We start from the raw sequence: 12,463 nt of genomic DNA, 5'->3' as shown, positions 1-12,463 counted from the left end.
CTGGCTGCTGGCCGGCCGCGCCTGGACCGAACCGGTCGGCAAGCCGCTGTCGGTGCGGCTGCTGCAGGGCAACGTGCCGCAGGACATCAAGTTCGAAGCGGCCGGCATCGCCCGCTCGAACGCGCTGTACCGGGACATGATCACCGCCGCCCCGGCCGACCTGGTGGTCACGCCCGAGACCGCGTTTCCGCTGATCCTGCAGGACATGCCGCCGGAGATCGCGCTGGCGCTGCGGCAGTTCAGCACCGGCACCGGCACCGCGCTGCTGTTCGGCGCGGCGGGCGCCGACTCGCCGATCGACTTCACCAACAGCGTGTTCGGCATCGGCCCCGAGATGCAGGGCCTGTACCGCTACGACAAGCACCACCTGGTGCCCTTCGGCGAGTTCATCCCCTGGGGCTTCCGCTGGTTCGTCGACATGATGAAGATGCCGCTGGGCGACTTCCGCCGCGGCGGCCTGGCGCAGGCGCCGCTGCCGGTGCGCGGCGTCATGGTGGCGCCCAATATCTGCTACGAGGATCTGTTCGGCGAGGAAATCGCGCGCACGCTGCGCGGCCAGCCGCAGCCGGCCAATGTGCTGGTCAACGTCACCAACCTGGCCTGGTTCGGCGACACCATCGCGCTGGACCAGCACCTGCAGATCTCCCGCATGCGCGCGCTGGAAACGCGCCGGCCGATGCTGCGCTCGACCAATACCGGCATGACGGCGGTGGTGGCCCCGGACGGCAGCGTGCCGGCGCGGCTGGCGACCTTCACCACCGGCACGCTGAGCGCGCAGGTACAGGGCACAAGCGGGCTGACGCCCTATGTGCGGGTCGGCAATGTGCCGGCGGTGCTCGGCTGCCTGCTGGTGCTGCTGGTGGTGGCCTGGCGCACGCCGTCGGCCCAGGGCCGTGGCCGGAGCGGCGGCGCCTGAGCCTGTGCCGAGGCCGAGCCGGTGCTCAGCCCTGGCGGTCCAACCTCAGTGGATCACGCCCGCCACGATCGATACCGCGGCGGCGGCCGCCATCACTGCCAGGGCGACCCGATAGGGTTTGCGCGAGAGAAACGACATGATGTTTGTCCCCGTTGTTGGCGCCGACGGTCACCGCGGGGCGCCGTCCGCTGCCTCTGTCGAACAGCTTTTCAATAATGTATACAAAAATCGATAACGGCAGGCCCTTCCGGAACTTGAGCGCCCTCGGGATTTACCCGAGGTCCTCGCCCACCTGCCTCCCCCTTCCCTTCGACGGCTGCCGGGCAAAAACCCGCTAGAATTCTGGGTTTGGCAACGGCGGGACCGGCCGGCCCGGCCGCCGTCCCCTGCCCGCTTCCGCTTCGGTGGCCCGCCGCCGGGCCAACTCTCCGCGATCCGTCGTCTTCGTTATGCTGACCTTCCAACAAATGATCCTGACCTTGCAGTCCTACTGGGACCGGCAAGGATGCGCGCTGTTGCAACCCATCGATCTGGAGGTTGGCGCCGGTACCTCGCACGTGCATACCTTCCTGCGCGCGATCGGCCCCGAGCCGTGGCGCGCGGCCTATGTGCAACCGTCGCGCCGCCCCAAGGACGGCCGCTACGGCGAGAACCCGAACCGGCTGCAGCACTACTACCAGTACCAGGTGGTGCTCAAGCCCGCGCCGGAGAATATCCTCGAGCTCTACCTGGGCTCGCTCGAGGCGCTGGGCCTGGACCTGAAGCAGAACGACATCCGCTTCGTCGAGGACGACTGGGAAAACCCGACGCTCGGCGCCTGGGGCCTGGGCTGGGAGGTCTGGCTCAACGGCATGGAGGTGACCCAGTTCACCTACTTCCAGCAGGTCGGCGGCATCGACTGCAAGCCGATCACGGGCGAGATCACCTACGGCATCGAGCGCCTGGCGATGTATCTGCAGGGCGTGGAAAACGTCTACGACCTGGTCTGGACCGAGTGGGAGGAGAACGGCAAGACCCGCCGCCTGACCTACGGCGACGTCTATCACCAGAACGAGGTCGAGCAGTCGACCTACAACTTCGAGCAGAGCAATACCGAGATCCTGTTCCGCCATTTCGCCGAGCACGAGGGCGAGGCCAAGCGGCTGATGGGCGTCGGCGCGGACGGTGACGCGGCCGAGGCGGCGGGCGTCAAGCTGGCGCTGCCGGCCTACGAACAGGTGCTCAAGGCCGCCCACACCTTCAACCTGCTGGACGCGCGCGGCGCGATCTCGGTGACCGAGCGCGCCGCCTATATCGGCCGCATCCGCAATCTGTCGCGGCTGGTCGCGCAGGCCTACTACGAATCGCGCGAGGCGCTGGGCTTCCCGATGTGCGGACCGGCCGGTGCCAACGCCGCGGCCGCGATGGCCGCCAGGCCCTCCGTCGAGGCCGCCGCATGAATTCGATGGCACGCCGTGCGCTGTGCTGCGCGCTGGCGGTGGCCGCCGCGGGCGGCGCGCACGCCATCGTGCCGTCGGCCTATGCCCAGGCCTCGCAGGTGCTCTACCCCTCGGCCGAGCAGGCCAATGTCTGCGAAGGCGATTCGCAGGCGCTGCAGCAGGCCATCAACAAGCATCTGCAGCCGCCCGCCAATGCGATCGACCAGTGGACGCAGCTGGTGCGCTCGATGTCCTGCGACCTGTCCGGCTCCAGGGACCTGGGCTGGCGGCGCGTGCCGCTGCGCGCCTACGAGAGCGCGATCCGCTATCCGCTGACCTGGGTCGAGACCGTGCACCGCAACGGCCGGCAACGGCGCCTGGTGCGGACCTATCATTCGGCCTCGCAACTGCCGCCGCGGATCGATTTCTGGATCGGCGGCCGCATCGACGAGATCCGCTACGATCGCCGCCATCACCGCCTGTACGCGCGCTTCTCCGCCAATAGCGAGAAGCTGGCCGGCAATGCGCAGTCCGCGTGCCGCTCGACCACGCTGCAGTTTCGCCAGCAGCACGGGCTATGGCTGCTGTCCGGCGTCGAACCGCGCTGTTGAGCACCGCTGAACCCTTCCGGCGCCGCCGATGCCGGCGTGCGCCACAAACCGTTGGAACCGATTCATGTCGCAACCCCTGACCGATTCGCTGCTGATCGAACTGTTCACCGAAGAGCTGCCGCCGAAGGCGCTGGCGCGCCTGGGCGAGGCCTTTGCCCAGGGCCTGTTCGCCGGCCTCGCCGAACGCGGCCTGCTCGATGACGGCAGCACGGTAACGCCGTACGCCACGCCGCGCCGCCTGGCCGCGCTGATCAGCGGCGTGCGCGCCAGCGCGCCGGACCGCGAGCAGCGCGAGAAGGTGCTGCCGGTGTCGGTGGCGCTGGACGCTGCCGGCGAGCCGACCGCGCCGCTGGCCAAGAAGCTGGCCGCGCTGGCGAAGTCGGTCGGCGTCGAGGCGATCGACTGGCAGACGCTGGAGCGTGCCTCCGACGGCAAGGCCGAGGCGCTGTTCTACCGCTACACCGCGCGCGGCGCGGTGCTGGCCGACGGCCTGCAGGCCGCGCTGGACGACACCATCGGCAAGCTGCCGATTCCGAAGGTGATGAGCTACCAGCGCCCGGACGGCAGCACGGTCAACTTCGTGCGCCCGGCCCACCGGCTGATCGCGCTCCACGGCGACAAGGTCGTGCCCGTCTCGGTGCTCGGGCTGGCCGCGGGCAACCGCACGCTGGGCCACCGCTTCCTGTCCGAGGGCGAGATCGAGATCGCGCACGCCGAGCGCTACGCCGCCGTGCTCGAGAACCAGGGCAAGGTGCTGGCCAGCTACGCGCAGCGGCGCGAGCGCATCCGCGAGCAGCTGCTGGCCGCCGCCGGCGCGGACCGCGTGATCATGCCGGACGCGCTGCTCGACGAGGTCAACGCGCTGGTCGAATGGCCGGTGGTCTACGCCTGCCATTTCGAGGAGGCCTTCCTCGCCGTGCCGCAGGAATGCCTGATCCTGACGATGCAGACCAACCAGAAGTACTTCGCGCTGACCGACGCCAACGGCCAGCTGCGCAACCGCTTCCTGATCGTGTCGAACCTGGCCACCGACACGCCGCAGTCGATCATCGGCGGCAACGAGCGCGTGGTGCGCCCGCGCCTGGCCGACGCCAAGTTCTTCTTCGACCAGGACCGCAAGAAGACGCTGGCCTCGCGCGTGCCGCAGCTGGCCAACGTGGTCTATCACAACAAGATCGGCACGCAGCTGGACCGCGTGCAGCGGCTGCAGCAGATCGCCGGCCATATCGCCGATGCGCTGGCCAGGGCCGGCGTGCCGGTCGACAAGGCGGCCGCGATGCGCGGCGCGGAACTGGCCAAGGCCGACCTGCTGACCGATATGGTGGGCGAATTCCCCGAACTGCAGGGCACGATGGGGACCTACTACGCCCGCCACGACGACGAGGCCGAGGAAGTCGCGCTGGCCTGCTCCGAACACTACCGTCCGCGCTTTGCCGGCGATGCGCTGCCTTCGAACGCCGTCAGCATCGCGGTGGCGCTGGCGGACAAGCTGGAGACGCTGGTCGGCATCTGGGGCATCGGCCTGCAGCCGACCGGCGAGAAGGACCCGTTCGCGCTGCGCCGCCATGCGCTGGGCATCCTGCGCATGCTGGTCGAGACGCCGCTGCCGCTGGGCATCGACGCGCTGCTGGCGCTGACCGAACAGGCCTTCGCCGGCGTGCCGGCGGTCAAGCCCGCGCGCGAGGACATCACCGACTTCCTGTACGACCGCCTGCGCGGCTACCTGAAGGACAAGAGCTACACCACCAACGAGGTCGAGGCGGTGGTCAGCCTGCGCCCGCAGCGGCTCGACGACATCCTCGGGCGCATGGAGGCGGTGCGCACCTTCGCCGCGCTGCCCGAGGCGGCCGCGCTGGCGGCCGCCAACAAGCGCATCACCAACATCCTGCGCAAGAATACCGAGGCCGTCGGCGAGGTCGCCCCCGCGCTGTTCCAGGAGGATGCCGAAGGCGCGCTGCATGCCGCCATCGACAGCGTGCGGCCCGGGGTCGAGGCGGCGTTCGCACGCGGCGACTTCACCGCCGCGCTGCGCGACCTGGCCCGGCTGCGCGAGGCGGTGGACCGCTTCTTCGACGGCGTGATGGTGATGGCCGAGGACGCAGGGCTGCGCGCCAACCGCCTGGCCCTGCTGGCCTCGCTGCACGCGCTGGCCAACCGCGTCGCCGACATCTCGAAGCTGGCCGCTTGACCCGCGCCCGCAGCACGACCAGCAGAACCAGCAGCATCGACCGTACCCGTTACCGAAGCGCCGCCATGCCGCAGACACCGCCCAAATTCGTGATCCTGGACCGCGATGGGGTCATCAACCTCGACAGCGACCAGTTCATCAAGACGCCGGACGAATGGATTCCGATCCCCGGCAGCCTGGAAGCGATCGCCGCGCTGAACGAGGCCGGCTACCGCGTCGTGGTCGCCAGCAACCAGTCGGGCATCGGCCGCGGCCTGTTCGAGATGAGCGCGCTCAACGCGATGCACGAGAAGATGTACAAGGCGCTGGCCCGCCTCGGCGGCCGCGTCGAGGCGATCTTCTTCTGCCCGCACACCGCGGCGGACGATTGCGACTGCCGCAAGCCCAAACCCGGCCTGATCCAGCAGGCGGCGCAACGCTTCGGCATCGAGCTACGCGGCGTGCCGATCGTCGGCGATTCGCTGCGCGACCTGCAGGCGGGCGTCGCCTTCGGCTGCACGCCGCATCTGGTGCGCACCGGCAAGGGCGAAGCCACGCTGGCCAAGGGCGGCCTGCCGCCCGGCACGCTGGTCCACGACGATCTGCGCGCGTTCTCGCGCTGGCTGCTCGAAGGCGAAGGCGCGCGCCACGGCGCCGCGGCATCGCACGCGGGCACGGCCGCTTCGCCATCCGCCACGTCACCGGTTGACTCGACGAACCCTCGATGATCTTTCTACGCTCCCTGCTGTTCGCGTTGTACCTGCTGGTACTGACGCCTCCCTATGCCTGCGCCTGCTTCCTGGCCTTCCCCTTCATGAGCGCCAACCGGCGCTACCGCTTCGTGCGCGGGTGGCCCAAGCTGGTGATCGGCGCCGCCTGGCTGATCTGCGGCATCCGCTACCGCATCGAAGGCGGCGAGCATCTGCAGGCCATGATCGACAAGCCGGTGGTGCTGCTGTCCAAGCACCAGTCGGCGTGGGAGACCGTGGCGCTGGTGGCGACGATGCCCAAGCCGCTGTGCTTCGTCTTCAAGCGCGAGCTGCTGTTCGTGCCGTTCTTCGGCTGGGCGCTCGGCATGCTGAAGATGGTCCATATCAACCGCAAGGACGGTTCGCGCGCCTTCGCCTCGGCCGTGCGCCAGGGCCGCGAGCGGCTCGCCGAAGGCGCGTGGATCATCATGTTCCCGGAAGGCACCCGCACCCCCGCCGGCATGGAAAACCCGCGCTACAAGAGCGGCGGGGCACGCCTGGCAGTCGAGACCGGCGCCTCGGTGATTCCGATCGCGGTCAACTCGGGCCGCCTGTGGCCGCGCAACTCGTTTCTGAAGTACCCCGGCACCATCACGATCTCGATCGGCCCGCCGCTGTCGTCGGCGCACAAGACCGCCGACATGCTGAACCAGGAAGTCGAGCAATGGATCGAGCGCGACATGCGCCGCATCGATCCGGAGAGCTATCTGCGAGGGCAGCCTGCATGAAGCCGGCACGCCGCGCCCCGGAACCCGCGGACGGCCAGATGGAACTGCCGTTGATGGATTCCGGCGCCGGCACGTCCGGCGCGCGGCCGGCGGCCAGCGCGCTCGATGGCACCACGTCGGCCGGCCCTGCCACGGCACCCTGGCCGGCGCCCCAGCCCAACGCCCGGCTGCTGCGGCTCGGCGAACGTCCGCTCCACTACACGCTGAAGCGTTCGTCCCGGCGCACCATCGGTTTCGTCATCGATGACCGCGGGCTGTCGATCACGGCGCCGCGCTGGGTCACGATCGCCGACATCGAGGCGGCCATCGCCGAGAAGCAGCGCTGGATCTTCGGCAAGCTGGCCGAATGGCAGCAGCGCGACGCGCAGCGCGTGCTGCCCGCGGTGCAGTGGCGCGACGGCGCGACCCTGCCCTTCCTCGGGAAACCCATCACGCTGCGCCTTGATTCGCCGACCGGTACGCTGCTGTTCGATGGCGAGGCACGCGTGCTGCATCTGGCGCTGCCGGAGCAGGCCGACGAGCAACAGATCAAGGACCGCGTGCAAGCCTGGCTGCAGCACCAGGCCAAGCGCCTGCTGGCCGAACGGCTCGATATCTATGCGGAAAAGCTCGGCGTGCGCCACCGCGCCTTCGCGCTGAGTTCGGCCAATACGCGCTGGGGCAGCTGCACCTCGGACGGCAAGATCCGCCTGAGCTGGCGGCTGATGCATTTCCCGCTGTCGGTGATCGACTATGTGGCCGCGCACGAGCTGGCGCATCTGAAGGAAATGAACCACAGCCCGCGTTTCTGGGACACGGTGGCGTCGATCTTCCCCGAGTTCCGCGACGCACGCGCGCAGTTGCGCAGCCATCCGCCGGAAGCCCTGCCGGCGTTCTGAAGCGGCGCCCCGGCTGTCGCTGTCGCTGCCCCCACCGCTGGCCCCACCGCTGGCCCCACCGCTGGCCCCACCGCTGGCCCCACCGCTGGCCCTACCGCTGGCCCTACCGGTGCCGCTCGCCGCGCTGGCGCCGCGCCCGCGCTAGGCGGAGGCGAGCCCCACCGTCTTGTCGCGACTGGCTGCGCCGCATTGGCGCAACTGCGACAGCCAACCGTCCCGCCTCCAGCGCTCGGCCAGCGAACGCAGCGTTTCCCCGCTGGCCAACGGCGTGTTGATCCAGGCATCGCGTCCATGGCGCAGGAATGCAATCAGGCGGCTGAACGGATTGCGCGCCCTGGCCTTTTCCCGCAGCTTGCCGAGCAGCAGATCCATGTCGCGTCCCACCTCGATGGCGTTGTCGGCGATGGCCTTGCCGAGCAGCTCGCGCGCTTCCCGCAGGTCATGCCATTGCGCGCCTGCCCTGAGCGCCTTGACGATCCGGTTCCAGTCGCCGACGCTCGCCGCGTCGCGCAGCAGGCGCTGTCCGGCCTTGCCGCCAACCGATATCCCGGTGGCGTTTTCCAGCCGATCGACGACCGCTGGCGGACAGCACAGGGCCAGCGCCAGCAGCTGGGGCGCCAACGGTTCGATCAAGCGCTTTGCAGCGGTCCGCGGACCGCTGGCGAGACAGTCCACCAGGTCGACAACGACGGCGTCGCGCCGGGCCAGGGCATCCCATCGTTTCGGATCGAAGCCGTGTATCGCCTCCACCCGCTGCAGACACGCGATCAAGGCTCGGATCGTTCCGGCGCCACGGTTCACGATGGCGCCGATCCGGTCGGCCCTCATCCCGGCAACCACCGCGGCGGCCACTTCCGGAGAGCCCTCGGCGGCCACGACATCGAGCGCGGTCCGGCCGTCGGCAAGCGGGGCCAGCAGCGAGTCCCCATGCTCGAGGCAGGCGCGCACCAGTTCGACATCGCCGCACTCGACGGCGGCAACGAGCAACGTCGCGCCTCCGCGGTGATCGACCGGTATGTCGGCATGGCCGCCTTGCTCGATCCACCACCGCGCGAGCCGGCGCCAGTCCTCGTTGTCGGCCCGATAGTCGTCGCGAATCATGCCGGGCAGTTCCCTTAGCACCTCGGCACGGTCCTGTTCGTCCAGGCGATGCCATATGGCCTTGGCGATTTCGTTGCGATGCGATCGCAGCGCCATCACCAAATGGCGCGCTCGCGGCTTGACCTGCGGCCAGTGCAGCATGCGCAGGACCTGCACATCGGTGTGCACTGCGCCCAGCACCGCCATCAACGCACGATCGGCGGTCTCCTGCGTCGCGGCGTGCTGTTGGACCCAGTCGATCGGCCGGACACGGAAGGCGAGCTCCTCCAGCGCCGCGGCGCCGTCATTGCCAAGGGCCCCGCGCCACTGCCACAGGCAGGCGACCAACCTGGACGCGAACACCGCATTGGCCGGGTTCCGCAGCCAGTCCCAGGGGATCGCGGCGGCCGGGGAGATGCCATCGCGCGCCGGCAGCGCCAGCAAGCGCCTCATCATCCGGCCGCTGTCCGCGCTGATCGCGCGCTCCCACGCGCCGCGCAACCAGGCCGGATAGGCCTTGGCGAATGGCGGTTGCGCGAGCCACGCCGCCAGGCGGTCGCCCCCGCCGGCGACGATTGCGCTGTCGAGAATCGCATCGATCGACGCTTCGGGCCAGGATCCGGCGCGCTCGGGGGAGAGCGTGTCGAGAATGGGTACGAGCAGCGGTGTGCAAGGGTCGAGCCGCCATACCGCCGTCAGGGCATCGATCCGCTGTGCCTGGCTGCAATGGGGCAGCATCAACGTCCACAGCGGCACATTGCGGCCGCGGATGGCGGCGTCCATGGAGGCCTTGGCCAGCCGGCCATCCGGTGCCCAGCGGCAACCGGCATCGAGCAGGATGCGCGTCAGGTGGTAGGCCGATTCCGAATCGGCCAGCGTACTTGCCTGATGCAACAAGGACTCGCCCGAGCATTGCCATCTCGCCGCCACGGCCAGAGGCGACTGGATCAGGTACGCGAGCAGCTTGTGGCGGCCAGTACGGATCGCCGTTTCGATCGCTTGCCACGGCAAGCTGTCCCGCTGGCGGGATGCCAACCATGCGGGCGAGACGGCCAGCAGCAGGCGGCACAACTCGACGGCGACGTCGTCCGGTGCCTGGCAGGCCGCGCGGATGGCCTCGTCCAGCATGGCGTGCAGGCGCGGACCGGCATCGCGGGCGGCGTGCTGCAGCAGCAAGCCGACCATGGCGATGTCCCCGCGCGCGATCGCCAGGGACAGCAGCGGCACACGGTGTGCTGTCATTGCGTTGGGATCGGCCCCTTGTTCGATCAGCCATGCCGCGATGGCGTACTGCCCCTTCTCGATCGCATGCTTCAATGGCGGATCGCCGCTCAGGTCCCGGAAGTGCGGCCCCGGCGTGTCCGGCAGCGCGGCCTGCACGGCATCGAGCCTGCCGGCGCGAATCGCGGCGATCGTCTGCGCCTGCGCGTCCAGCGTCGCCTGCACGAAGTCTGCCGCCTCGGGATGGCCGCTGCGCCGGGCCAACTCGATCGCTTCGTAGGCCACCGGCGCGAGCTGCGCTCCTCCGGCCATCAACCCGGCCAGCATCGCGACGTCGCCGGTCTTCGCGGCCCCGAGCAATGGCGAGCGGGCTGGATTGCGGCGCACGTGTTGCCAATCGCCCTCTGGCGCGCTTCGCCGCTGCGCCGCGCAAGCCAGCAACGGCAGGCGGTAGCGCAGCGCCAAGGCGAGCCAGCGTGATGCGGTGGAAGCCGGCGCCGGCTCGCTGGCCGCCATCGGCGCCATCGCTGCCATCGACGCCATCGCCGAGACAAGCCGTTGCTGGAACTGCGTGAACGCTTGCGGCGAACGCCTGAGCGCCTCGATGATGGGGTCAATCCCCTCGGCGCCGGCCGGATCGCCTTCGGCGCCCTCGGCAACCGCGGCGACGCAATCGCCCAATGCATCGACGATGGCGCCGTCCGGCGCGGCGACCGCTCGGCGCAGCAGCTTGCCGGCGTGCCGCAGGAAACCTTCCGCATCGAACGGTCCCGGAAGCATGCGCATGCCTTCGTAGAGGTGGCACAGATCGCTCGGCTCCAGCAGACGCACGGCATGGTCGTCATGGACGCTCTCGATCCAGAAGACGTCGGCGAAGCGATGCAACTGCATGTCGCGCGGCCGCCCGCCGGGTTGCAGCGGCGCTTCGCTCCACTGGCGCAACACGTCGGACTTCACGCCGGTCAGGACACCGATGTCGCGCAGCGTCCGCGCCAGGTTCCATTGCAGCAGGGACCGATCCGGACACAGCTGATACCCGCCGCCGGGCTCGTCGGGCCCGAGCTCGCGCAACAGCGACCCCAGTTCGATGGATCCGAAGTCGCGCAGCAGCGCATCGTCTTCGAGCAGGGGCATGATCTCCGCCGCGACGGCAGACTCGGAAATCGCCTGCCCGGACCACAATGGATGCTCCGCGCCGATACGCGTCTTGAGGGCCTCCATATACTCGTCGGCCAATTGGGCCAGCATCGCTCCGGTCAAGCGCGCCACCTCTGCCGGTTCGGTGATGGCCGCCAGCGCCTGCCGGTCGGAGTCCTCCAGCGGACGGTCGGCGACGAATGGATCCTTGACGACGGGCTGGCCAAGCCATTCGGACAGCGCGTTCAGGCAAGCCTGCAAACGGTGCGTGTCCCAACCGCGGTGGCCCTGGCGCAGTACCAGCCGAAGCAGCTGCTCCGTCATGACATCGTGGAAGATCGCCCTCGCCCTGCCGGCCAGCGAGCTGTCGCAGGCGAGATCGAGCTTGTGGGCGGCCATGGCGATGCCATTGATCGCGCCGGGCCCGCACTTGGGCACGCTGTCGGCCAGGGCAAGCATCACCCGCGTACGCAACGGCATGCAGACCCGGGGATCGTGCAATCGCGCAGCGATCCGCTCCAGCGCCGGCTTGACGACGGTATAGGCAAGCTCCAGATGCGGCTGGAAGCGCGCCCCGGGGCCATCGACATCGTCGCCGAAGAGATCTTCCACCAGTGCATGGATGGCGCCGCGCAGCGGATGATTGAGGTCCTCGGCCATGGCGCAGGCCGCTATGCTGGCGGCCGCCTTCTCGCACTGCTTGCGGAATCGCGGGAATGCCGGGGATCGGCCAAAGGCCTTCACGTCGCCATGCGCGGCGGGGTCGTAGTACACGGGTTCGTCGGGGCCAGCGCCCGCACGCCGCGGCTCCCCATTTGCCGCGGCAGGCCCCATGCCGCCGGGATTGCCTTGCGCAAGGACCATCATCACCATCGCCGCTCTCCGATCCGCCGTTTGAAAGGCGCCCATCTTAGGTGGCTGCGTCAGCTTTGCTTAACACATGGCGCCCGCATGTCGGGTTTCGACGGCGGCCGGGCCTCGGCCGCGGGTTCCGCATCCGGATCCCGCTGCGCCGGCGAAGGGAGGCGGCAAGGGGCCGCGGGGAGGGACCGTCGCCCTGCTCCACCGGTCAAATGCGACTAAACTACGTCCTCGCCTATAAAACGACCCACAAAGGTTTCAATTCATGCGACTCCTCCACACCATGCTCCGTGTCGGCGACATGCAGCGCTCGATCGATTTCTACACCCGCGTGCTGGGCATGCAGCTGCTGCGCGAGAGCGACAATCCCGAATACAAGTACCGGCTCGCCTTCGTCGGCTACGGCCCCGAGAGCGAGACCGCGGTGCTCGAGCTGACCTACAACTATGGTGTGGACAAGTACGAGATGGGTACCGCCTACGGCCATATCGCGCTGGAAACGGACGATGCCGCGGGCGCCTGCGAGCGTATCCGCGCGGCGGGCGGCAAGGTCACGCGCGAGGCCGGCCCGGTCAAGGGCGGCACCACGGTGATCGCCTTCGTCGAAGACCCGGACGGCTACAAGATCGAGCTGATCGAGCGCAACTCCACGCGCGACGCCAGCCGGCCTTGACGGCCCCGGGGCCTCGGCGCCCCT

General features: G+C 69.3%; 9 protein-coding genes. 8 read left to right on the top strand and 1 reads right to left on the bottom strand.

The window, feature by feature from the left end; all coding sequences use genetic code 11:
• The 7 genes from lnt to AC6EI8_RS18710 form a co-directional block, all read left to right on the top strand.
• A partial coding sequence (lnt, locus tag AC6EI8_RS18740; protein ID WP_498382583.1) for an apolipoprotein N-acyltransferase occupies positions 1-916 on the top strand: 916 nt, incomplete at its 5' end.
• A gap of 449 nt (positions 917-1,365) precedes the next feature.
• Positions 1,366-2,355, top strand: a complete 990-nt coding sequence (glyQ, locus tag AC6EI8_RS18735) for a glycine--tRNA ligase subunit alpha (RefSeq protein WP_226107305.1) — start codon at positions 1,366-1,368, stop codon at positions 2,353-2,355.
• Positions 2,352-2,945, top strand: coding sequence for a hypothetical protein (locus AC6EI8_RS18730; RefSeq protein ID WP_149316794.1), 594 nt, complete (start codon positions 2,352-2,354; stop codon positions 2,943-2,945). Before glyQ ends, AC6EI8_RS18730 begins: the two co-directional genes overlap by 4 nt.
• Positions 2,946-3,009: 64 nt before the next feature.
• Positions 3,010-5,133: a glycine--tRNA ligase subunit beta gene (gene glyS / locus AC6EI8_RS18725; RefSeq protein ID WP_498382582.1), complete on the top strand. Its 2,124-nt coding sequence runs from the start codon at positions 3,010-3,012 to the stop codon at positions 5,131-5,133.
• A gap of 65 nt (positions 5,134-5,198) precedes the next feature.
• Positions 5,199-5,840, top strand: a complete 642-nt coding sequence (gmhB, locus tag AC6EI8_RS18720; RefSeq protein WP_149316792.1) for a D-glycero-beta-D-manno-heptose 1,7-bisphosphate 7-phosphatase — start codon at positions 5,199-5,201, stop codon at positions 5,838-5,840.
• On the top strand, positions 5,837-6,589 hold the full coding sequence (locus tag AC6EI8_RS18715; RefSeq protein ID WP_006579167.1) for a lysophospholipid acyltransferase family protein: 753 nt from the start codon (positions 5,837-5,839) through the stop codon (positions 6,587-6,589). Before gmhB ends, AC6EI8_RS18715 begins: the two co-directional genes overlap by 4 nt.
• Complete coding sequence (locus AC6EI8_RS18710; RefSeq protein ID WP_370639527.1) at positions 6,586-7,467, top strand: M48 family metallopeptidase; 882 nt, start codon at positions 6,586-6,588, stop codon at positions 7,465-7,467. Before AC6EI8_RS18715 ends, AC6EI8_RS18710 begins: the two co-directional genes overlap by 4 nt.
• Positions 7,468-7,608: 141 nt before the next feature.
• Here the strand turns inward: AC6EI8_RS18710 and AC6EI8_RS18705 are convergent, their stop codons facing one another.
• The gene (locus AC6EI8_RS18705; RefSeq protein ID WP_498382581.1) at positions 7,609-11,778 is read right to left on the bottom strand and encodes a hypothetical protein; all 4,170 of its coding nucleotides are present in this window, start codon (positions 11,776-11,778) and stop codon (positions 7,609-7,611) included.
• 253 nt (positions 11,779-12,031) lie between these two features.
• On the opposite strand from AC6EI8_RS18705, the gene gloA reads away from it, so the two are divergent.
• On the top strand, positions 12,032-12,439 hold the full coding sequence (gloA, locus tag AC6EI8_RS18700; RefSeq protein ID WP_149316789.1) for a lactoylglutathione lyase: 408 nt from the start codon (positions 12,032-12,034) through the stop codon (positions 12,437-12,439).
• Positions 12,440-12,463 lie beyond the last annotated feature (24 nt).

It is taken from the genome of Cupriavidus sp. R6-3 (assembly GCF_059772245.1).
The sequence above is the reverse complement of the archived record's forward strand: the minus strand, read 5'-3'. Positions and strand labels throughout refer to the sequence as shown.